Source organism: Bacteroidota bacterium, from assembly GCA_013360915.1.
In the GTDB taxonomy this organism is placed as follows: Bacteria; Bacteroidota; JABWAT01; order JABWAT01; family JABWAT01; genus JABWAT01.
This window is the reverse complement of sequence record JABWAT010000002.1, coordinates 519,857-542,269: the sequence shown is the minus strand read 5'-3', so window position 1 is coordinate 542,269 and position 22,413 is coordinate 519,857. Positions and strand designations below refer to the sequence as shown.

General features: G+C 50.1%; 22 protein-coding genes and 4 tRNA genes. 5 read left to right on the top strand and 21 right to left on the bottom strand.

Translation table 11 applies throughout. The annotated features are described in order from the left end of the window. Window position 1 precedes the first annotated feature (1 nt). The 13 genes from pheS to HUU10_06010 form a co-directional block, all read right to left on the bottom strand. The gene (gene pheS / locus HUU10_06070) at window positions 2-1,009 is read right to left on the bottom strand and encodes a phenylalanine--tRNA ligase subunit alpha (GenBank protein NUQ81158.1); all 1,008 of its coding nucleotides are present in this window, start codon (window positions 1,007-1,009) and stop codon (window positions 2-4) included. A 69-nt stretch (window positions 1,010-1,078) separates the two neighbouring features. Next, window positions 1,079-1,426 carry a 50S ribosomal protein L20 gene (gene rplT / locus HUU10_06065; GenBank protein ID NUQ81157.1) on the bottom strand — a complete coding sequence of 116 codons (348 nt, stop codon included), beginning with the start codon at window positions 1,424-1,426 and terminating at the stop codon, window positions 1,079-1,081. 16 nt (window positions 1,427-1,442) lie between these two features. Further along, on the bottom strand, window positions 1,443-1,637 hold the full coding sequence (gene rpmI / locus HUU10_06060; protein ID NUQ81156.1) for a 50S ribosomal protein L35: 195 nt from the start codon (window positions 1,635-1,637) through the stop codon (window positions 1,443-1,445). 19 nt (window positions 1,638-1,656) lie between these two features. Continuing rightward, window positions 1,657-2,187, bottom strand: coding sequence for a translation initiation factor IF-3 (locus HUU10_06055; GenBank protein ID NUQ81155.1), 531 nt, complete (start codon window positions 2,185-2,187; stop codon window positions 1,657-1,659). A gap of 20 nt (window positions 2,188-2,207) precedes the next feature. Beyond that, complete coding sequence (gene thrS / locus HUU10_06050; GenBank protein ID NUQ81154.1) at window positions 2,208-4,145, bottom strand: threonine--tRNA ligase; 1,938 nt, start codon at window positions 4,143-4,145, stop codon at window positions 2,208-2,210. Between the two features lie 18 nt (window positions 4,146-4,163). After that, a tRNA-Val gene (locus HUU10_06045) sits at window positions 4,164-4,237 on the bottom strand. A gap of 113 nt (window positions 4,238-4,350) precedes the next feature. Continuing rightward, window positions 4,351-4,436, bottom strand: a tRNA-Leu gene (locus HUU10_06040). A 19-nt stretch (window positions 4,437-4,455) separates the two neighbouring features. After that, window positions 4,456-4,528: transfer RNA gene (locus tag HUU10_06035), tRNA-Cys, on the bottom strand. A 95-nt stretch (window positions 4,529-4,623) separates the two neighbouring features. Then, window positions 4,624-4,696: transfer RNA gene (locus HUU10_06030), tRNA-Gly, on the bottom strand. Between the two features lie 75 nt (window positions 4,697-4,771). Continuing rightward, window positions 4,772-5,722, bottom strand: a complete 951-nt coding sequence (locus HUU10_06025; protein NUQ81153.1) for a response regulator — start codon at window positions 5,720-5,722, stop codon at window positions 4,772-4,774. 12 nt (window positions 5,723-5,734) lie between these two features. Next, complete coding sequence (locus HUU10_06020; GenBank protein NUQ81152.1) at window positions 5,735-7,093, bottom strand: sigma-54-dependent Fis family transcriptional regulator; 1,359 nt, start codon at window positions 7,091-7,093, stop codon at window positions 5,735-5,737. Continuing rightward, a complete protein-coding gene (locus tag HUU10_06015; protein NUQ81151.1) occupies window positions 7,090-7,788 on the bottom strand; it encodes a ribulose-phosphate 3-epimerase in 699 nt (232 codons plus the stop codon). The genes HUU10_06020 and HUU10_06015 overlap by 4 nt, the downstream gene beginning before the upstream one ends. After that, a complete protein-coding gene (locus HUU10_06010; GenBank protein NUQ81150.1) occupies window positions 7,769-8,554 on the bottom strand; it encodes a PASTA domain-containing protein in 786 nt (261 codons plus the stop codon). Before HUU10_06010 ends, HUU10_06015 begins: the two co-directional genes overlap by 20 nt. 172 nt (window positions 8,555-8,726) lie before the next feature. On the opposite strand from HUU10_06010, the gene HUU10_06005 reads away from it, so the two are divergent. From HUU10_06005 to rlmB, 4 genes are read left to right on the top strand one after another with little or no spacing between them, the layout of a single operon-like run. Then, window positions 8,727-9,197 (top strand): PTS sugar transporter subunit IIA, encoded by a 471-nt coding sequence (locus HUU10_06005; GenBank protein NUQ81149.1) that lies wholly within the window; start codon window positions 8,727-8,729, stop codon window positions 9,195-9,197. Continuing rightward, on the top strand, window positions 9,197-10,462 hold the full coding sequence (locus tag HUU10_06000; GenBank protein ID NUQ81148.1) for a histidine--tRNA ligase: 1,266 nt from the start codon (window positions 9,197-9,199) through the stop codon (window positions 10,460-10,462). The genes HUU10_06005 and HUU10_06000 overlap by 1 nt, the downstream gene beginning before the upstream one ends. Continuing rightward, window positions 10,462-10,719, top strand: coding sequence for a glutaredoxin family protein (locus HUU10_05995; protein ID NUQ81147.1), 258 nt, complete (start codon window positions 10,462-10,464; stop codon window positions 10,717-10,719). The genes HUU10_06000 and HUU10_05995 overlap by 1 nt, the downstream gene beginning before the upstream one ends. Continuing rightward, window positions 10,709-11,479 carry a 23S rRNA (guanosine(2251)-2'-O)-methyltransferase RlmB gene (gene rlmB, locus HUU10_05990; protein ID NUQ81146.1) on the top strand — a complete coding sequence of 257 codons (771 nt, stop codon included), beginning with the start codon at window positions 10,709-10,711 and terminating at the stop codon, window positions 11,477-11,479. The genes HUU10_05995 and rlmB overlap by 11 nt, the downstream gene beginning before the upstream one ends. Here the strand turns inward: rlmB and HUU10_05985 are convergent. Genes HUU10_05985 through HUU10_05975 form a run of 3 tightly spaced genes read right to left on the bottom strand, consistent with a single transcriptional unit; the run spans window position 11,452 to window position 12,695 of the window. After that, window positions 11,452-11,742 (bottom strand): YtxH domain-containing protein, encoded by a 291-nt coding sequence (locus tag HUU10_05985; GenBank protein ID NUQ81145.1) that lies wholly within the window; start codon window positions 11,740-11,742, stop codon window positions 11,452-11,454. The two genes, rlmB and HUU10_05985, sit on opposite strands and share 28 nt — an antisense overlap. A gap of 12 nt (window positions 11,743-11,754) precedes the next feature. After that, window positions 11,755-12,027 (bottom strand): acylphosphatase, encoded by a 273-nt coding sequence (locus HUU10_05980; protein ID NUQ81144.1) that lies wholly within the window; start codon window positions 12,025-12,027, stop codon window positions 11,755-11,757. After that, window positions 12,024-12,695, bottom strand: a complete 672-nt coding sequence (locus tag HUU10_05975; protein ID NUQ81143.1) for a ribonuclease H-like domain-containing protein — start codon at window positions 12,693-12,695, stop codon at window positions 12,024-12,026. The genes HUU10_05980 and HUU10_05975 overlap by 4 nt, the downstream gene beginning before the upstream one ends. A gap of 85 nt (window positions 12,696-12,780) precedes the next feature. On the opposite strand from HUU10_05975, the gene HUU10_05970 reads away from it, so the two are divergent. Next, entirely contained in the window at window positions 12,781-13,125 is a 345-nt protein-coding gene (locus HUU10_05970) for a hypothetical protein (protein NUQ81142.1), read from the top strand. Here the strand turns inward: HUU10_05970 and HUU10_05965 are convergent. Genes HUU10_05965 through HUU10_05945 form a run of 5 tightly spaced genes read right to left on the bottom strand, consistent with a single transcriptional unit; the run spans window position 13,114 to window position 22,411 of the window. After that, window positions 13,114-13,644: a hypothetical protein gene (locus HUU10_05965; protein NUQ81141.1), complete on the bottom strand. Its 531-nt coding sequence runs from the start codon at window positions 13,642-13,644 to the stop codon at window positions 13,114-13,116. The genes HUU10_05970 and HUU10_05965 overlap by 12 nt on opposite strands. Before the next feature lie 23 nt (window positions 13,645-13,667). Continuing rightward, on the bottom strand, window positions 13,668-15,128 hold the full coding sequence (locus HUU10_05960) for an HD domain-containing protein (GenBank protein NUQ81140.1): 1,461 nt from the start codon (window positions 15,126-15,128) through the stop codon (window positions 13,668-13,670). After that, the gene (locus tag HUU10_05955; GenBank protein NUQ81139.1) at window positions 15,121-18,579 is read right to left on the bottom strand and encodes a UvrD-helicase domain-containing protein; all 3,459 of its coding nucleotides are present in this window, start codon (window positions 18,577-18,579) and stop codon (window positions 15,121-15,123) included. The genes HUU10_05960 and HUU10_05955 overlap by 8 nt, the downstream gene beginning before the upstream one ends. Beyond that, a complete protein-coding gene (locus tag HUU10_05950; GenBank protein ID NUQ81138.1) occupies window positions 18,576-21,560 on the bottom strand; it encodes a PD-(D/E)XK nuclease family protein in 2,985 nt (994 codons plus the stop codon). Before HUU10_05950 ends, HUU10_05955 begins: the two co-directional genes overlap by 4 nt. Further along, the gene (locus tag HUU10_05945; protein NUQ81137.1) at window positions 21,557-22,411 is read right to left on the bottom strand and encodes a universal stress protein; all 855 of its coding nucleotides are present in this window, start codon (window positions 22,409-22,411) and stop codon (window positions 21,557-21,559) included. The genes HUU10_05950 and HUU10_05945 overlap by 4 nt, the downstream gene beginning before the upstream one ends. Window positions 22,412-22,413: the final 2 nt, after the last annotated feature.

The following is a 22,413-nucleotide window of genomic DNA, read 5'->3' as shown; positions in this document are numbered from 1 at the left end:
ATCAGAATTGTTGTAAAAACCGAGTATTGTTATCGTATAATAAGCGGATATCATCGACACCGTAACGCATCATGGTGATTCGTTCAATGCCCATACCGAATGCATAACCGGTATAGTGCTCGGGATCGATTCCGCATGATTTGAACACATTCGGATCCACCATTCCGCAACCGAGAATTTCGAGCCATCCGGAATGCTTGCAAACCCGGCATCCTTTGCCGTGGCAAAGGTGACAGGAAACATCAACCTCGGCGGAGGGTTCTGTAAATGGAAAGAACGATGGTCTCAGTTTGATCTTCGTATTTGGTCCGAAAAATTCTCTGCTGAAAGCAAGAAGAATGGATTTCAGATCCACCATGGATACCTGTTCATCAACCAGTAAACCTTCCAGCTGATGAAAGACGCAATAGCTTCTGGCTGAAACCGCCTCATTGCGGTAGACCCTTCCGGGCATGATAGAACGGATGGGAGGTTTCTTTTTTTCCATCAGCCGTATCTGAACAGGAGACGTATGGGTGCGCAGAAGAACATCCTTGTCGATAAAAAAGGTATCCTGCATGTCCCGTGCTGGGTGATCTGCTTCGAAATTCAGAGCTTCAAAATTGTAAAAGTCATGTTCCAGTTCGGGTCCGTTTTCGACTGAAAACCCAAGGAAACGGAAAATATCAATCATTTCATTCATCACCACCGAAATCGGATGAAGCTTTCCGAAGGTGAGAGGAGTACCCGGCAGGGTTACATCATAGGCAGGCTGAGAGCCCGTTGTCTGTTTCAGGCGATCACTGGCCTGATCGAGCAATCGCTGGGCTTCATTTTTCAGTTGGTTGAGCTTTTTCCCGATGTTTCCCCGTTCTTCTTTGGGAACGTTGGGAAGCTGATCGAACAGCTCACTGATTTTTCCTTTCCGCCCGAGGAACTGAATCCGGAATGATTCGATGGCCTCCTGACTGGACAGGGCGGCGGCACCAGCGGTTACTTGTTTTTCAATATCGAGTATCTGGTCTTGCATAGGAATAAAAAAAGGGATTACCGGCCTGAAATCAAACCGACAATCCCCTTTCCAGGTTGAATTGATTGATCAGGCTAATGCTTCTTTTACGATGGCAGCAAAGGCTTCCGGATTGTTCACTGCCAGGTCGGCCAGTGATTTCCGGTTGATCGTGATATTCTTCTGAGTCATGGCATGAATAAGCCGGCTGTAAGAGGTGCCGTTCTGATGAGCAGCCGCATTGATACGGGTGATCCACAGATTACGGAAATCCCGTTTCCGGACCCGACGGTCCCGGAAAGCATAGGTAAGACCTTTTTCAACCGCATTTTTAGCGACCGTGTAAACGCTGTTCCGGCGTCCGAAATAACCGGAAGCCTGTTCTATAATCCGTTTCCGGCGACGATGCGAAGCAACTTTATTTTGTGAACGTGGCATGGGTAAACTCCTTCTCTTACATTCCTAACATGCGTTTTACGCGTGGCTGATCGACAGCAGCCATTACCACGACTTTACGCAGTGACCGTTTTCTTTTCCGTGATTTACTGGTGAGAATGTGACGGGCGAATGATTTTCCCCGGACCACTTCTCCGGTGCCGGTCAGTTTAAACCGCTTCTTGGCACTTTTATTTGTTTTGATCTTAGGCATACTTACCTCGTTGGTTTATTTATTTCTTTTTCTTTTCCGGTGAAATCATCACCGTCATTGACCGGCCTTCCATTTTTGGTTCCTGTTCGACTTTTCCGAAGTCGTCCAGTCTTGAAATGAAACGGTCCAGAATTTCACGGCCCTGATCCTGATACGTGATCTCACGGCCTTTAAAGTACACCGATCCTTTGACTTTGTTTCCTTCTTCAAGAAACCGGATGGCATGCTTCGTTTTGAAGTCAAAATCATGAACATCGGTGTTGATATGAAACCGAACCTCTTTGACCACCACGACTGCCTGTTTCTTCTTGGCAATCTTTTCCTTCTTCGTCAGTTCATACCGATACTTACCGAAGTCGGTTATTTTGCAGACTGGTGGTTCTGCATTGGGGGAGATTTCAACCAGATCCATCCCTTTGGATTCAGCCATGGCAATGGCTTCCCTGATCGGGTAGATTCCGTGTTGACCATCCGGATCGACGACCCGCACGGTCTTAGCGCGGATTTCTCCGTTCACACGGATTTTTTCAGCCTTTACTTGTCCGCTAATTGTTCATGTCCTTTCGATTATTACATTGCTTTTGAGGTAACTTCGGCCAGAAGGCTGGCAATCACCCCATCGACAGGCTGTGATCCCAGATCACCTTTCCCGTGGCGGCGTACCGACACCTGCCCGTCATCGGCTTCTTTCTGACCGCAAATCAGCATTACTGGCACTTTCTGAGTTTCCCAATCCCTGATTTTATACCCGATTTTCTCGTTACGGTGATCGGTTTTAACTCTGAGTCCGGCATTCCGTAACTGGTCAGCCACCGATTCAGCATAACCGGCCACCTGATCTGAGATCGGAAGTACGGCTACCTGCAGCGGAGCGAGCCACAAGGGGAAGTTCCCTGCAAAATGTTCAATCAGGATGCTCAGAAAGCGTTCCATGGAGCCAAACGGAGCACGGTGAATCACCACCGGACGGTCACGGGTGTTTTCAGAATTAACAAATTCGAGATCGAATCGCTCAGGCATGACATAGTCTACCTGAACCGTTCCCAACTGCCATTTTCTTCCGATTGCATCACGGACGATGAAATCGAATTTGGGTCCGTAGAAGGCGGCTTCGCCAATTCCGATGAAATAGTCGAGTCCCATGGTCTGGGCGACTTCCAGAATTTCCTTTTCGGCCTGATCCCACATTTCGGGAGAACCGGCATATTTGGTCTGATTAGCCGGATCGCGGAAAGACAGTCTGGTTTTAACCGGCATGTTGAATGTGTGGAAAACCAGCTGAGTCAATTCAATCGCATTGATCAGCTCCGCTTTCAGCTGATCATGGGTGCAGTAAATGTGCGCATCGTCCTGAGTGAATCCCCGTACACGGGAAAGTCCGTTCAACTCACCCGACTGTTCATACCGGTACACCGTTCCGAACTCGGCCAGACGAAGCGGAAGATCACGGTAGGACCGTGGCTGGCTGGAGTAGATCTGGTGGTGATGGGGGCAGTTCATGGGTTTCAGCAAATACTGCTCGTCTTCCACATCCATCGGTGCAAACTGGGAATCGGAATAGTACGGATAGTGCCCGCTGGTGCGGTACATGTCCAGGTTCCCGATATGGGGAGTAATAACTTCGACGTAGCCTCGTTTGAGCAATTCATCGCGCAGGAATGCTTCAAGAGTGCGGCGGACCAGCGTACCGTTCGGAAGCCACACCGGCAATCCGCGTCCCACCATCGGACTGAATAAAAACAACTGAAGCTGCTTACCAAGCTTTTTATGGTCCCGCTTTTTGGCTTCTTCAAGCTGATTCAGGTATTCATCCAGCTGAGTTTGTTTCGGGAAGGAAACCGCATAAATCCGCTGCATGACCTGACGACTGGCATCGCCGCGCCAGTAGGAGGAAGAAACAGACATCACCTTCACCGCCTTTAACCGGCTGGTGAATGGCAGGTGCGGACCTGTACATAAATCGGAAAAATCACCCTGATGATAAATGGAAACCACCGCATCATCGCTGATGGTGGATTCGAGAATCTCGACTTTGTACGGATCGGTCCGTTTGGACTTGAAATAACCGATTGCATCGGCCTTTGCCAGTTCCTGCCGTTGAATGGACAGGTTGCGGGCAGCAATTTCCTTCATCTTATTTTCGATAAGCGGGAAATCCTCGGGAGTAAACGCATGCGGAGAATCCACATCGTAATAAAACCCGTTTTCGATGGCCGGTCCTGCACCGAAACGGGTGCCCGGGTACAATTCCTCAATGGCCTGTGCCATGATGTGGCTGCTCGAATGCCAATACACATCGTGACCTTCATCGGAATCGAAGGTGATCAGTCGGATAGAAGCATCGGCATCAATAGGAAGGTTCAGATCCCTGATGGATCCGTTCACCTCGATGGCAAGCGCATCTTTCTCGAGACTGCGTGAAATGGATGCAGCAATCTCAAGACCGGTTGTGCCGGCTGCATACTCCCGGACCGATGAGTCTGGTAATGTTATACGGATGGTATTCATGGCAATAAAAAACAGCCGTGGGCGGTACAAGATTCGAACTAGTGACCTCTACGATGTCAACGTAGCGCTCTAACCAACTGAGCTAACCGCCCGACGACTGGTATAAACCTGTCAGAAATGAGTCCTGATTTCTTTGGATAATCTGCACAGCCAGGTGAATCAGACAAGCTTAAGAACCTGAACTGCTGTAAAAAATGTGTAAACGTGCCGGGAGCGGGAATCGAACCCGCACGACCTTTTAAGGTCAAGGGATTTTAAGTCCCTCTTGTCTACCAGTTCCAACATCCCGGCGAACCGAAACCCGACAAAGAGGCGACGGGCGGATTCGAACCGCCGAATGAAAGTTTTGCAGACTTCTCCCTTAGCCACTTGGGTACGTCGCCAGACGCCCTGTGTTATTGCATAAACGAAAAATCCCGCATTAATCGGGATTTTTCAATGCAGTCTGTTACCAGTTTTGCTTTAGAACACAGTGTTGAGCGGGAAACGAGACTTGAACTCGCGACATCAACCTTGGCAAGGTTGCGCTCTACCAACTGAGCTATTCCCGCTTATTTAAAAAGTGGATACAAAGATACAGTTAATTATTGTCCTGCGCAATAGTCCTTTTGCTAAAAATAGGCACTTCAGGGTTGCTTGCCGGCCATTTCGGCATTTTCAATCACCAATTGCTTATCAGCAATGAAACCCTGCATCAGACGAAGCACTTCCAGCACCCCATATTCGGTGTAATTGACCACTTTGTGCACCGTATGACACGTTTCGAGCAGTTTGGCCAGATTTGAATCTTTCAGGTCGGTCGAGGCAGCCAGCTGCATGATCAGTTCCGGATCCACGTATTTGATGCGGGTGGTGGAATAGTAACGGGGAAACAATTTGCTGGTGATTTCATTTACCTTTTCACCATAGGCATTCAGCAAGGCATAGGAATCCAGAACATTCCGGACCGGCAGCTTATCCCCTTCATCGAATTTGAACTTCCCTCCCTGGAGGCTGAACAGATAATAAATGGCTTGTTTTCCGATGCGGTTAATCGATTTGGAATAAACAATTTCGCCATCCTTGAATCCGACAAAAGAGGTTTCTCCGTTGTGTACAATCCGCAACAGACCACTTTGCCGTCGATTATGAATGGATTCAAATACCGACCGGAGCGGTTTCTGGCGCAACTCTCCCGAGTAGAGGTTGTCACCCGAAAAGTTCGGGTCCTTCCGCAGTTTGATCTGAAGATTGAGGCGGACGAGCATGTCCCTGAATTCGAAGGGCTTTGCAATGAACTCATCGGCCGTGGACTCGAACGCTTTAATCTTGGTATTGGTATCGGCCTGGTAACTGCAGAAAACGAAGGGAATTTTGATCAGTCTTTCAATTTTCCTGATGGATTCCAGAAACTGAAATCCGTTTACCTCGGGCATGTCCACCTCGGACATGATGACGTCGGGCATAAACCGTTCGGCTGCCTGCAAGGCATCGATGGCCTTTTCGAAAATCATCGTTTCGAAGCCCTCAGCCGTTAATTGCATGTTCAATTGCTTCAGAGCAACCGGATTCGGATCAACTATCAGTATGCGGTTCATCAGAGGGCCTTCTTATTCAAAATTGTATTTTTTGCGTTTTTCCCACAGATTCTTGGCTGAAATATTCAGAATCCGGGCTGCTTCCTGATAGGATTTGGCATGATATTCAAGAATATAGGAGATGTATTCCTTTTCCAGTTCCTCAAAACTCAGCAATTTGGAAACCGTAAAGGTGGCACCGGTTTTTCGTTTCTGAACCGGTCCGGCATCCATTCCCAGGTCGGCCGGTGTAATGGCGCTACCCGCGCTGAAAATAATGGCCCGTTCCAAAATGTTACGCAATTCCCTCACGTTACCCGGAAAATGATAGGCCTTCAGAGTGTCGGCGGCTTCATCGGTCAGGTGAAGACCAGGCTTTCCAAACCGCTGCCCAGCATCGCGCAGAATGTGTCTGGCAATCCGGGGGATGTCATCAGAAACCTCTCGGAGTGCAGGCATGCGAAGATTTATCACATTGATCCGGTAGTACAGGTCATCCCTGAACTCTCCGGCTTCGCATTTCTTCACGAGATCGGCATTGGTGGCAACGACCACACGGGTGGTAACCGATAAGTCTTTCAATCCGCCTACCCTGCGGGTTTTTTTGGTTTCCAGAAAGGACAATAGTTTCGACTGGACTCCAAGCGGCACGCTGTCGATTTCATCCAAAAACAGGGTACCGTCTTTTGCTTCTTCAATCAGACCGATCTTGTCACGGCGGGCATCGGTAAAGGCCCCTTTCATGTATCCGAACAATTCAGATTCGAACAGGGTCGAAGGAATCGCCCCTGCATTCACCTCGACAAAGTTGTTCCTGGCGGTATCTTCAGTAATGGTATGGAGAATCCGGGCCAGAAAACTTTTCCCGGTCCCTGTCTCACCTGTAATTAAGACAGGTGCTTCGGGAACACGTGCCAGTCTGGAGAGTTGCTGACGCAGTTTATCAAAGGCTGGTGACAGGCCAATGAGTGAATCCAGGCCGGGTTCATCCGGACTTGCCCGTTTCAGCCGGGCCACTTCCACTTTCAACTGCTGAACCTCAAGTGCCTGGTCGATGGTGCTGGATAGTTCTTCCCGGTTTATGGGTTTTCTGATATAATGAAAAGCACCTGCCCGCAGACTTTCAATTGCTGGTTCCAGTGTGGCATTGGCTGTAACCATGATCACCGGAATGGTGGGAAATTCAGCTTTGATTTCCCGCAGAATGGTAATTCCATCCTTCCCGGGCATGTTGATATCGAGACAAATCACATGCGGGTAAAATGCAGCCACTTCCTCACTGACCAGGGCCGGATCCTGTACCGTACGGGTCTGGTACCCGGTTTTGGTAAAGAAATGAGACAACAGGGTCAGTAAATTCGGGTCATCATCAATAAAAAGTATCTTTTTCACAGCAATGATGCCTTTCTTTCCTCGAGCGACTCTCTGAGCTTTCTGATTCCATCTGCCGGATCGGGATAGCGGAAAACGGCTGATCCTGCCACCAGAATATTGGCGCCGGACTTCACAATCGGCAAGGCAGTCTCCGGAGATACGCCTCCATCCACTTCGATCAGGAGTGCAGGATTCAGATGTTCTGCCATTTTCCTGAGCTTCTGAATTTTCTTCAGACTGGTATCGATGAATTTTTGACCCCCGAATCCCGGATTGACCGACATAATCAGAACCATATCGATGTAAGGAAGGATTTCCTCGAGCACCGACACTGGGGTAGCCGGATTAACGGAAACACCCGGATGGACTCCGAGTGAACGAATCAGTTGCACGGTCCGGTGCAGATGAGGCACTGTTTCCTGATGAACAGTGATCCAGGAGGCACCCGCTTTCACGAAATCAGGAATGTATAAATCGGGGTTTTCAATCATCAGATGGACATCCAATGGAAGGGAAACCGATTTTTTAGCCGCTTCAACAATAAAGGGGCCAAAGGTGATATTCGGGACAAAGTGCCCATCCATCACATCGCAATGAATCCAGTCGGCTCCTCCCTTTTCACAGGCCGTCAGCTGGTCTGCCAGTCTTCCGAAATCGGCGGACAGAATGCTTGGAGCAATCAATACCGGTTGTTCAATCCCGCTGAGAGCCATTCCTGGAATCCTCGTTTTTATTCCGGGTGGTGATCCATAAATCAACCGACCTTCCAACTGCTGCTTTTTCACCTTTTTTAGGAAACTGATCGATCACCGTACCCGGCAGCAACTCCTCATTGAACTGGTTAATCACCGTTCCAAGAGTCAATCCGTTCTTCACCAGGATTTTCTGTGCCTCGGTTAAGGACAGGGTGGTCAGATCGGGCATGTCAATAAAGGCTTTTACAGATCCACGCGATACGGTCAGAGTAATCAGGGTACCTTCGTTTACTTCCCTTCCAGCGGGTACGGACTGTCCGATCACGATGTTTTCAGGGACCTGATCACTGATCTGGTAAATGATCCCGCCTTTGCGGAGACGGTTTTTTTCGAGCAGAATGATGGCTTCTCTTTCCGATTTATCCCGCATGGCAGGTACCTGCACCTTTTTTGGTTCGGCTGCGGTAACGGTCAGGTAGATATTCCGACCATACTTGACTTCAGTGCCGGCAAGCGGATTCTGGAAATAAACCGTGTTCGGGTTCGCCTTCGGGTCAAACGGACCAACCGACACGACCGGAACCAACCCAAGGACTTCAAAATCACTCCGGACGGAGTCTATGGATTTACCCATCACATCGGGAACTTTTACAATGTCACGGCTATTCACATACAAGGGCATGATGACATAGTTTCCGGCAAGCAACAGGCTCCCGGCAATCAGGACCAACCATCCCAGCACGCGGCCCCATGAGAGGAGACGAACCTTTATAAATTTTTCCATGGAGCCTAAGATAGTTTTGTTACTTTTGGTAATCAACCCTTGTCAATAAAAATTCTGCACGAACTTAAGTTATTATTTTTCAACTATTTAGCACATATTTAATCTTCGTTGATTTTAATGCAAAAGCGGTCTATTTTTGCAGGTCCTTTTTTATGGTAAGCAGCGTCCCACTATGAAACTCACCAGCCTGCTCCAGGCTCACCACATTCTCCATCACCTTGATGTTACCGATAAAACCGATGCAATCAATGCATTGATTCAGGTTCTGGACGGGCATCCGGTTGTGACCGACATAGAAAAAGTCAGGCTCAGTGTATTTGAACGGGAAAAGCAGATGTCGACCGGTGTGGGAAAGGGTTTTGCAATTCCCCACGGGAAAAGTGACGGGGTCACCGACATTGCCATTTCACTTGCGCTGTTAAAAACCCCCATTGATTTTCAGTCGCTTGATGGTGAACCAGTCCGGCTGATCGTGTTGCTGGCCGCACGTGACACCATGGTAAACATGCACATTAAACTTCTTTCCCGAATCAGCCGGCTGATGAACAAAGATGAGTTCAGACACAAATTACAACTGTCTGAATCGGCTGATGATCTGTATAAGCTTCTCAGGGAAGAAGAAGACCAATATCCTGAAATCTGATGGAAATCATTCGTACCATTAAAGGCACCAATGATCTGCTTCCCGGTGAATCTTTTCGCTGGCAGTTTGCCGAAGCATTGATCAGGAGCCAATCTTCCCGATTCGGATTCAGGGAAATCCGTACCCCCATATTTGAATCAACCGCTTTGTTTTCCCGCGGCATCGGTGAACTGACCGATATCGTCAGCAAGGAAATGTACACTTTCCCGGACCGGGGCGGCAATTCGCTGACCCTTCGCCCTGAAATGACTGCCAGTGTCATGCGGTCCTTCATTCAACACCGGCTCGATCAGGATGGCGGTGTCCAGAAACTCTTCTATATTGGGCCGATGTTCCGAGCCGAAAATGTTCAGAAGGGACGCTTGCGGCAGTTTCATCAGTGGGGCGTGGAATGTGTGTCGGCTGAAGGTCCGGCCGCTGATGCTGAAGTAATTGCACTGATGATCAGAACGCTGGCTGCCTTCGGGCTCACCAATCTGACTTTGCGGATCAACAGTGTTGGTGATGAGCAATGCCGGCCTGTTTACCGTGAGGCCCTGCGAACATTTTTCACCCCGGTAAAGGACCAGTTGTGTCCCACTTGTCAGGGGCGTCTGGAAAATAATCCGATGCGGATTCTGGATTGTAAATCACAGGTTTGCCAGACCTTGGCCAAAGGGGCACCCAGCATTCTTGACTACCTGAATGAAGACTGCCGCACCCACTTTGAAACCCTTCAGTCCTTGTTAAACGCACTGAATATTGCGTATGTGATTGATGACCGGCTGGTTCGCGGACTGGATTATTATACAAAAACGGCATTCGAGGTTACCAGTAATGATCTCGGATCTCAGAATGCGGTAGGTGGCGGAGGCCGTTATGACCTGCTTGTGAGTCAATTGGGTGGTAAGCCAACTCCTTCGGTTGGATTCGCCATTGGTCTTGAGCGGTTGTTCATCATTCTGGAAGAACTGAAACTGAATCCGGGCTGGGTGGCTCCGGTCCCCGACCTGTATATCGCTTTGCTCGATCGGGAAGCCAGAATGGCGGCGGCATCTGTCATTGACACCTTGCGGACCGAAGGGCTGTCTGTGGAGTACGACCTGATGAACCGCAGCTTGAAAGCCCAGTTGCGGGAAGCGGACCGCCTTGGCAGCCGGTTTGTGGTTGTTATCGGAAGTCAGGAACTCTCCAGTGGCCAATTCAGGCTGAAGAACATGCAGACCGGCACTGAACAGGTTCTTCCCGTTCAGGAGTGGGTCCAGGCCATCCGGCGTGAGAAGTAATGCCTTCATCAACCCAGGTATTTATCCTTTACAGCACCTCCAATTGCAAGCTCTGCACCGAAGCGGTTCAGATGCTGAATTCCCTTCAGCGCTCGCACGGCTTTCTTCTGATTGAAACAAAACTCAAATCCGGGGATCCGCTTTACACCGAATTCAAGACTCAGTTCCCTGTTCTGCAACACAACGGGAAAACAGTTGCCTGGGGGCGGATGGATGAAATGGCAATTCTTACCATACTGAGGAATCATGGATCATAAACCACACGGCCACGATCCCGGACAGCTGATTTTCGGTAAAAATTCAATTCTGGAAGCATTGCGATCCGGTCGTGGTTTCGAAAAAATCTACTACCAGTCGGTTCATCCGCCCAGGTTCATGTCCGAAATCTTTCCGCTGGCGAAAAAAGCGAAAATCCCGGTGGTGCAAGCCACTCCGGATAAGTTCAAAAAAGCCGGTCTTGATCAGGTGGCCCATCAGGGGATTTTTGCCATTCTGTCACCGGTCCGCATTCTCTCTCTGGACGATTTTCTGGAAACCAATCCCCGTTCGGTCGCCATCCTGGATGAAATTGAAGATCCGCAGAATCTCGGAGCGATAATCCGGTCAGCAGAGGTATTTGGTATCGAAGGCATTATCATTCCAAGCCGGCATTCAGCCCCGCTGAGCGGTACCGCCGTCAAGGCAAGTGCGGGGGCTGTTTTTCATGTGCCGGTGATCAGGGTAACCAATCTGGTACAAACCATCGAATCATTGAAAACGGGCGGATTCTGGGTTTACGGATTGGAAGCCGATGGAACCATCCTTTCCCCGGCCACCCGGTTCAACAGTCCGGTGGCTCTGGTCATCGGCAGTGAGGGAAAAGGAATGAGACCGCTGGTGCGGACTCACTGCGACGATGTCATTGCCATTCCCCAATCAGGAAGGGTGAATTCACTGAATGCATCGGTTGCTGCAGGAATTCTGTTTTACGAAGTGTTCCGGCGGCAATCTCAGGATTTACGGTCCGGTTCGTTGTAAATCGTCGACTCATCGTCAAAGGCGGAAACTGGTTGCTGAGGAGTTCCGCTCATTTTATCCACCACGTGACTGAACTTTTCACCAGCCTTTTTTCCCAGTTCAGAGGCTGTTGCTCCCATTTTGCGGGCCTGATCTTTCACCCACTGACGGTTTTCTTTACCACTCTTGGGTGCAAACAGCATTCCGACTGCCACACCACCCAAAAAGGCCAGGGAGGCAATGATAATCTTATCTACCAGTTCGTTTCCATTATTCTGTGACATGTCTGATAATCCTTATCTGATAATTTCAAAAGTCTGAAAAGGTCCGGCGTAATCAGCCGGGTATTCTACCAGCCGATCCACACGGCAAAGGCCATTCCCTTTTTTTATGACGTCCCTGAACTGGTCCAGTTCCTCACGCAATCCCTGCACCACCACTTCAACCGAGCCATCCGGACAGTTACAAACTGTACCTGTCAGCCTGAATTTCCCAGCCCGGTCCCTGACAAAATACCGGAAACCGACGCCCTGAACACGACCGGTTATTTCCCATCTGACCGTGATCATAAATATACGGACTGTACCATCCGGAACAATTGCGCCGTGGCAATGACATCCTGTTTGTTATACCGTGCAATGCTCATCAGATCACCTGCAGCGAACAGCATGGGAACCTGTTCGCCGGAAACCGAGGTTTTCGGGCTGGGAATTCCCAATCGCCGGCAGTAAAAATCGAGGCTGAACCGCCTGGTGGATCCGAAAAAGGTCAGAATTTCCATGAGATCGAGATGATCCCTCAATTGAAATCGTGCAGGCATGAGATTCCGGCTAGGTTTCAATCCATGAACCATTGACCTGAACAGAAGAAATGGAATATCAAAATTCCTTCCGTTAAACGTGACCACCGTATCAAAGGAACGGACCAAAGTCCAGAACGAGGAAATCATGGACTTTTCATCATGTACGTGGTAGGTGAATCCATCGGAATCGGCTGAACTGATGGTTTCTGCATTTCCCGATTCAAGAACAAGAACCTGACCATGACCGGTATCGGGATTGTAGAGCGCCACCGAAACAACCTGCCCGGTCAGCGGATACAACCCGGTTTTATCCTTCTCTGCCTGTATTTCCTCTTCGGTTTTACAATTTTTAAGAAGGTAGGCCTGTTCCTCTTCTGACATCGACTCCCAGGGAACACCAGCGGTTTCAATATCAATGACAACCAAAGAGCTCATCATTCGGCCTTTACACTTTGAATTATTACACCAATGGGGTTATTTTTGCGGGCCTTTTACCGCTCTTCCACCATCGAATGAAACTATGAAAAAGATCAAACTTTCCAAATCCTCCCGCAAGCTACTGGTTAAATTACTGAAGGATGGCATCAGCCAGATGCCGAAGAGTCCTCAGGCCCGGCAGCAGAAAGCATTTCTTCAGACTTTGCTGAAAAAGGTGGAAGATGCCCCTAAAAAGGCCGATATCACCCTGAATCCGATGGAAACCAAATACCTCAGGGAAGTCATGATTCAGACGAAAAAGCATTTTGTGGCCACCATGGCCTCGGCTGGTTTCTTCAAAAAACTTCTTTACAAGCTCATGCTGGGAAGTTACAAGGAGTTGCTGGCTGAAATCGTCGGACCGGAAGCCGCGAAATTAAAGGGGTAAGCCCAGTCCGAAAGCAAAATCCTGATACCCGATACTGGATTGTGAAATCCAGAAATTAAACCGGTAACGGGCAAAAAACCGGGTATACTGAATCAGGTCATACCAGGCCGCATATTCGACTGACAAACCATAATCCCGGAAATCGGTAAACAACCCGATCCCGGGAGTAAACCCATACCGGTTGGTGAATATCAGACCTGGTTCAACGAATGTGACAATATCGGTCTGAATGCCTGCATGAAAGAGATGAGGAATAAATCGTTCAGGAACCCAGGTATACTCACCAAACACCTTGACGTTTCCGGTCTTTCCCACCATATAGGCCCACTGTGAAGAATAGCCGATCTGGTACACTCCCCCTTCATTGATCAGAGCAAAAGACGGATTCGCTGCGCGGATGGCCGACCAGGTGAATTGGGCGAGCCGGTGACTTTTCATTTCGATGATTTTTTCGGGCAGCGGGGCTGTTGCCGTATCCGGGTAAGGAAACTGTCCGTAAGCCGAGGTGGCCGCGAGCATAATCAGTCCTACCAGTCTACCTTTCACCTGAACAGTTCCTCCCTGAGAAAGGACCAGTTCTGGTTACGCAATCCGGCCAGACGGGGATGAACAAGAATCTGAATCTGGCGGGCTGATGTTTCCAGCCGTGAGATCCAATCCGGTTGAAAAACTGTCAATGGAGTACCAACAAAGGGATCAAAGACACCTGTCTGCGGATTCCAGATACGCAATTCATCCAGATCACGGTACTCAAAAATGGTATGAAACCCGGGCAGGTCCAGCAAAACCTCGAATGGTTCAACCTGCAAACCTGTTCTCTTCATGATCACACGGGCCAGATGAGCTTCCATTTCTTTACGGGCCACCGGATCCAGATTCAGGTTGTTCAGCCTCCTGATCACGGGGTCATCGGTTGCCGGCACCTTGCCAAAACGTTCGGACCGGTGATCCATCACGCCATCCGGCACGGCTATCTGATCTGCTTCATGAGTACCGCGGGAAAAGCCGATGGTCAGGAGTTTTTTGTATGGTCTCCGTTTTATGATCTGATCAAGAAGCGTCAGAAAACCAGCGGAAGAACCCGAGGTCAGTTGCTGGATGGATGACAGCACCTGCTCATCATTTGATTCATAAAAAATCTGCTTCAGATCACCGGGCTTCAGACTGCCCTCATCCAACAGATCCTGAATGAGTCGTTTGAGCATGGTTCCCATGGTTTTGACCGTATGATGCCAGTAAATGTGACGGGTCATCATGTATTTCGAAAACATGAGCGATTCAAAGCTGGCGATTCCCTTTGGGGATACCGATAACCGGTTCCGTTCGGAATCAAGCACAAAAGACTCGATCAGGCGCCAGATATCGACGCTGGCGTACGGCACAGCACAGTGATGGGCATCGCGGATGAGATAATCCATTTTATCGGGATCGAGAATTCCAGAGACAATTTTGCCAAGAGGTTCGGCCGATTTATCTCCGGTGATAATTGCAAAGACCCGTTCTGGATTTACCTGCCATTCATTGGTAAGAATGTCTTCAATGGATTCTCCATCGGTTTTTTCCTTCATAATGTCCCGTGCAAGTACCTGATGGTGCAGGAAGCCTTCCGGATCTGAAGGACTGAAGGATTGGCTTTCAAGTAAATGGGCATGCGGGTAGTGCCCGAGATCGTGCAACAAGGCAGCGGCCTGAAGGGTCCGGATATTCTCTGGGATTAAACAGGCCCGGGCAGCGTCTGAATTCTGATTCACCGGATTTTTCACCAGGTTCTGAAAAATCACCGTGGTCAGGTACCAGACCCCCAGTGAGTGCTCAAAACGTGAATGAGTGGCTCCGGGAAAGACATACTCAACAAAACTGAGCTGTTTGATTCCGCGTAACCTGAAAAAATGAGGATGACCAATCAGTTTTCTGACTTTTCTGTCGAGGGGAATATGTCCCCAGATGGGAATGCGGATATGTCCCTGGCTGCGGTCAAACAGAAAATCGAATGGATCAGTCATCGGTTAAAACCTGCATGGATTGAATGTCTTCTTTCTGGTAACACCATGAATGGAATGGGCAGGACGGACAGGATTCTGCCTCAATATCACGATAATCGCGGTCAAATTCTCCCTTTTCAATCCGGTGAATAAAGTGACTCAGATTTTGTCTGATTGACTCCACTTCCCGTCGTTGGACCATTTTACGGAAAGTCTGACCGGTTTTGGTAGAAAACAACACCTGTTCAAACTCTGTCAGATCCGGAAACAGCGAGGCGGCTGCCACTGTATAAACATCAAACTGCAGATCGTACTGTTTAAAAAGGTCCCCGATGGTGGTCCGTATCTGATTGCTTTTAAAATCAATGATCACTCCCCTGCTTCCATCCAGAACCAACCAGTCAACCGATCCCTGCAGATACCGCCCGCCCACTTCAATAAAAAAGGACAGTTCATGACGGTTTGATAAGGAGGACCAATGCAGGTACTCCGCACCAGACCGGATCCGTTCAGCCTCCGCCAGCACTTCCTTCCATTCTGATTCAGACAGTGAATCGGCCAGCACCCGTCGATCAGCCTCTTCCGGCCAATGGTCCATGGCCAGCAACTGGTGCAGCACCGTTCCGGTAACCGCCCCGCGTGAGGAACCCGACCGACGGTTGATGGCTATTTTTTTTAAGCGGGAGGCGGTTCCGCATTGATTAACTGCCATCAGACCAGTGGCGGTGAAGTTGGTGAACCACGAGTCGGATTGAAGAGGAGATGACTTCCATGATAACCGCAACTGTTCCCACTGCGAAGGACCCATTCCATCTGGTCGGCCGGGAAGAAAAGGGGTCCCCGGGAAAGATTCAGGACCTTGACCCGACTGCCGGATAAAGACGCCATCAGGGAGGCCGGACTCCTGGCAGACCGCCCACACAGCAGTCATCCGGTTTTTCTTTTCTGCTTCACCAATGACCATGAGATAATGCGTGGCCCGGGTCATGGCAACATAAAATACCCGGTTGGATTCGGCCTGATCATCCTGCTGCAACCGCTGACTGATCAGTTTGAAAAGCGGAAAACCCGATTCACGGCTTCCTTCCGAAGAAAGTCCCTTAAAGACGTATCCCAGTTCATCATGCCGAACCCATGATTGCCCTTTCCCCGAGGACTTTGCAGAAAAATCATCCAACACCAGAACGGAATGGTAAGTCAATCCTTTGGCTTTATGAACCGTAAGCAGGTCGATTCCGGGTTGACCGGGTTTCAGGTACCCGGCCTCGTTCATTCCTTCATCTTCCTCCTTCAGGGTCGACAGGCGGTCAGCCATCGAAGAAAGGGAGACGGTCTGACGGCTTTCAAGCGCACCCATTTCCCCCAGCATCCGCATGATGTTTCTGATCACCTCTTCACCCTGCGGCATGGCCGACCAGACGGTCCAGGCATCTGAATCTGTGCATATTTCCCAGACTATCTGTGAAGGAGTCAGGCTCTTCGCCCTTTCTATCCAGACTGGCAGCCTGGTTTGGTTCAGGTCCCACAAGCCCGATTCTGACCGTGATTTCAATTCATCGGGAAACCGGGTGCGGATAAAGGTCTGGTAAAACGAGTCAGGCGGATTTCCTGTTGCAGAATCGAAAAGGAGCAGCAACCATTCATCTGACAGCTGAACAAACGGACTTCTCCAGAGCGCAACAAACTGTTGGTTATCATCCGGATCGGAAAGCCAGTGAAGCAGGTTAACCAGATCGGTGCCTTCCTGTCGTTTCAGGATATTTTCTTCCCTGCTCCTTCTGAAAGCAACCCGGGAAGACCGGAGCGCCGCAGCCAGGTCATCAAGGGTCTTGTTCCGGTTGGCAATAACCGCCAGCCGGTCTTGTGAAGGATCAAATCCCGCCAGTTGACCTGCACTGGCTTTTTCAAGCCACTGAGTGATTTCAGAAACAGTCTGTGAGATCCGGTCGGCTGCAGGCGTTATAACCAAATGAACTTCACCTGCAAAAGAATCTGGCGTCAAACCGGCTTTCATGGGTTCAAAGGGCACCTGCCCCGGCAACGGTTCTCCGGCAGGATTTACCTGAAAAGTTCTTTCAAAAACCCGGTTAACCACATTCAGAATGACGGGCAATGAACGGTAATTGTCGGCCAGATGGAGTGATTTTCCCGGAAATTCCTGACCGACCACCCGTTGTGTCACCTCACTGAACATGGAAACCTGTGCACCGCGGAATCTGAAAATGGATTGTTTCGGATCACCCACAATAAACAGACCCTTTGGCTTCAGGTGACCGGTAACCGGATCGGAAATGAGGGGACGAAGGATTTCCCACTGATCAAAGTTGGTGTCCTGAAATTCATCGACCAGCACATGATCATACCAATCGGCCAGGGTATGTCTGATTTCAGTTTGCGGATTTTCCCCTTTCAGAAAATAAAACAAATCATGCTGGACATCCTGGAATTCGGTGACCCCTTTCTGATTCTTCATTTCCCTGAACCAGGTTTGGAGAATGGTCACCATGACCGATTGCTGATAAAAAAACTGACCAGCCGACCGGATCTCCGCTAAAACAGCCTCTGGTTCACCGATAAGGAGTCTTGCCAGAACCAGGACCGCCTCCCGGCTTTCTGCATCCAGCAACGGACTTTGGGATAAATGCCCCAGACCCGTCAGCGCCCTGTGCGTTCCGCGTATGAGATCGGCAGGAGACTCTGCTGAAAGATCAATCAAATAGTCATCACCCAGATACCGGCCAAGTGCCGGATTTACCATCCGGATTCCATTGGTAGCTGCTTCAGACAAATCACCCGAAGCCAACCGGTTTAGAAAATGGTAATAATCAACCGACCATCGGGAACCAAGCTGTGCGGCCAGTCCGAAAAGAAAGAAGTCACGATTCGACACCGGGTAAAAGGCCAGTTTTTCAGCTTCCTTCAGCTGATAGGAAAAGTCGGCCGAGTTCATCCAGTCTCTGATAATGGCCCGGCATTCCTCCACATTGATTCCTGAGACTGTTTCGGTCGTCCCGGACTGATTCACCCAGTTATAAAACCGGTTTTTCACATCCCGAATCAGACTGGTTTTTTCCCAGGCTTCGATAATCCGGATAGAGGGACTGGCACCTAACCGGGGTCCGATACCCGACAGAAGAGTCTGAAAAAGTGAATCAAACGTGATAATATCAGCCATGGCCACCGAGTCGAGCAGCCGCATGGGGAGCTCCCCCTCTGGCAACCGGGAAAGTCTTTGAAGCTCGGCAGCAATACGGGATTTCATTTCGGCGGCTGCGTTCCGGGTAAAGGTAACCGCGAGTATTCTGGCAGGCGGTACTTTTTCATTCAGAATCAGATGAAGATACCGGGAGGTGAGCACGCTGGTTTTTCCTGCGCCCGCCCCTGCAGTCACCACGAGATTCTGTTCGGTGGCTAATCCTGCTAACTGACTTTCAGAAGCCGATTGAAGCCACGGCCAGCTGTACTGGTTCATTCATCGCCCCCGGTCATTTCGGAGGAAAGCAGGGCGGTTCTGTCGGGATCCCGTCGGCACACCTGCCTGAAATCGCAATAATCGGGACACCCGGTTACACCAGTATGATGCGCCGTTTGATTCATAAGAAACTCACCACGTTCCAGCCGGGTTAATGTGTTGGTCAACCCCTCTGTCCATCGGTCGGTAAAAACAGACAGTCCTTCCTGATGAACCATTTTTGTGAGTTTTCCGCCCACCCTTGGGTTTCCGGTTATGGTTCTGAAATCAGTCAGTGAACCCAGCCAGGGTTGTAAGCGGGTTTGAAGATCGGCTGGCTTCCCTCCCAGCAGCAGGTTCGTCAGAAAACGTGGCTGTGGTACATGACCAGCTGATGCAAGGGTGTAAATCAGCAACTGAAACGCTCGGAATTCAGCGATCAAGTCACCGGTTTTATCTTTCGATGATGTTTTATAATCAACAATGCCGGTTGAATGTTCTTCATCCCCAATCTGATCAATCCGGTCTATACTCCCCGAAAAAACCCATTCACCCAGGGTAAGGGCTGGCCAAGAATCGGAAGAGGGTCTGCCAAAGGCCTGCTCTGTGTAAAGGGTCCTCATTTGTGGAAAGGCAGTTCTGAGGGCTTTTTCCAATTGCCAGTAATGAACAAGCGGCGAGGATGGACTGTTCAGAATATAATTTTTTTCGGATTCATGCATGAACTGCCCGGTCTGATAGCTTTTTTCGGATGACTCCAAAAAATGAGCCCTGAGTTCCAGCAACACCTCCTCATCGGGACGATACGGATCAGGGGCACCCTGATGGGAGGCCAGAAAACGCCTGAGGGTTTCATGAAGCACCTTGCCCCGTTCCGCTGCATTCATTACCGGATCATACCATTCCGGATTCTTTAAACGGAGCACATCCTCATACCAGAACCATTGACCGCAGTGACCAAAACGGTCCAGACGCGTAGCCGACATGCCAGCCTGCAGCCGGTTCAGAACGGGACGCCACCAGAAGGTAACAGCGTCGGAAAGCAACCCATCCCGTGACATCCAACTGCCTGCGAGAGTCTGATGCCTTGCGGCCGCCCGGCGGTCGCGGATGAAAACCGGCCAGTTTTCCTCGTCTGCAGCACCAATGAGAGTCTGCCTGATTCCCCGGATTCCAGGTGTGGTTTTCTCCCCCGGAAGAATTGGGATTCCCATTTTCTGAACATAAACCGAAGGAAAAAATTGTGTGTCGCCAGTGGCCACTGAACCCGTCAGATACACCTGATTCACCGGGTTTTTAAGCACCCGTTGAAAACTGACTTCCTCTCTTTTAAGAAACTGCCGGATGAAATATTCATCGGCGCCGGCAAGCATGCGGAAACTGATCAGGGTTCCGGTTGAGGCCCGTGAGGGAAAGAAATGATGATTCAGACCACAGAGATACAATTGTGAGAACCGGTACCCCTGAATTTCCATCGGACCCAAAATCTGAACCCCATCTCTGACCGGCGGACGGCTGGAAACAGTCATAAGCCGCTGCCTCAGACAAGGTGCAAAATCAGTTCGGTCGAGCAGCAAATCCCATCCGGGCTCGGCGGCAAGTTGATCAAGTGTTTTGAGAATCAGATTGAAGGCCTGCCAGCCTTCGAAAGGCATCAGATGGCGATCCGTTGCTTCCCTGAACCGGATCAGGGACGAAAGCCAATCGGCCAGTTGACGACACCAGTCCGCAAATTGAGTACACCTGCGCAAGTCCTCTGCATGTCCGGAAACCGATTTCCAGAAAGACTCATCCCTGCGGATTCCAGAGAATGATTCCGCAGACAACCATTCATCCAGATGGGTTGGTTCCGGTTGCAGCTCCATCACGCCATCAAGCCATCTGACCTGATCGGGCCGGTCAATGATCGGATTAAGCAGGAAGGCCTTCATTTCCTGGTAACCGGCCTCACCCACTGCCACCTGTAACCAATCGTGAACCAGACGTCCAACCGGGGTGGAGGAAACCCGGGTTCCAATCGACAGATTAAAGGGAATCCCCGCCTCTCTGAAAATCAAGGTAATCCAGGGATGGTAAGTAGCCGGATCGGGCACCACCACACAGCAATCGTGCAGACTCACTCCGGACTCACGAATGGAGGCAGCCATCCATTCAACCTCTTCTCTTGCAGTCCGGAACCCGGTTAATTCACGGGGAATAGCTTCCTGAGATGGAAAGGACTCATGCTGATGAGCCGGAAGAAAAATGGACCAATCGGGTTTCTGTTCAGGCAGATCATGACTGAGATCATCCATCCAGATAACCAGTGGTACTTCTGAGGTTAACTGAGTCAAATACTCCCAATGAGCCGGAATCCATTCATCCAGTCCACAGAACACCACAGCATCATACCGGCTGGACCAGGACCGGCCGGAAATGAAATAATCGCTCACCTGTTCACGGGAAACCAGGCTCAGACTGGTTTGAATGGACCGGAATTCACGGTAGACGGGCCATAACTTTCCCATCAGGTCCGAATCGCTGCCAAAAAGATCCCTGATCACCGGGTCTTCAAAATTCCTGTTCAACCCACCCGATGAAACGCTATCCAGCAACCGGAATGTCTTACTGACCGGTTCGGTCCAGCCTTCCGCCGGTGAGGTCCTGGTTAAATCCTTTCCAGCCGTGCGGATGGCTTTTCTGATCAGCCATGACCGCTGATCTGCGCTTTCAAGTTTTCTGTTATCCGGGTTCAGAACCTCATTCACCCAAACCTGATCGATGGTAAGAATGTCGGGCAACACCACACCGGGCTTGCCTGATAGCCGAAGCAATTCACGTTCCAGGAAAGTCCGGTACCGGTAGTTCGGAATGACGAAACATAAACGGTCTGCATCCGGCCAGCGGGTCAATGAGGCCACCCGTTGCCACAACGGATCACAGGACAGGCCGGTGAGTAGATACCGGCCGCGGACACTTTCCGGAGGAAATGTCTCAGGATTGGTAGGAATCGCCCGGGTCAACGCTTCACAATCCGTTGGGTGTAGACCGGTTTTTCAGAGTGTCTGATCAGATGTTCGGCTCGGGAACCAATCAGAACCGAGGTCAGATGGCCACTGCCCTGACTGGTCTGCATCCAAAGTCCGATGTCATTTTCTCTGCCATAAGCCAGAAGCAGGTCGGTCACCTTTTCCCCGTTGAGAATGACCTTTTTAAATGAAACCTCCTGAATAAGGGGATGCCGGAGGGCAAGGTCAGGGAAAAAATCACGGTCTGCATTCATGTATTTGCCCAGAACATCCACATGGATCAGTTCGAGCGTGGCTCCCCATTGCTTTGCCCAGGAAACGGCGGCTGGCAGTATCTGCAACGATTCTTCTGACATATCCAGAGGCAAACCAATTTTCCGGACCGACTCCAGCGCCGTTTCATCCTGACGGCTGACCGACAGCACCGGCGTTCCCGTTACACGAAGCAATCGTTCAGTGGTGCTTCCCAGAAGGATATAATGCAATTGAGTATGGCCGGTTTTCCCGATCATAATCAGATCGGACTGCAGGGATAACGAAGCGTCGGCAATCATCAGGTGAGCCCGTCCGACCGACATCCTCACCGAAACCTCAATACCGGATTTCCGGATCTGGCCGGCCATTTCATTTAACCGGTTCTGGTACTGGTCACCCAAAGCAGCCATCATTTCCTGATAGGCCAATGGCTCAAGTCCGGTAAAATCTGAACTGAGGGGTGCCAGAAACGCCTCAATCGAGTGAAAAAGAACCAATTCTGCGCCGGTTTTCCTTGACAGTTGGGTGGCGGCACGGACCACCTGATCGGATGTGACAGAAAAATCTACAGGTACCAGAATGGATTTCATAA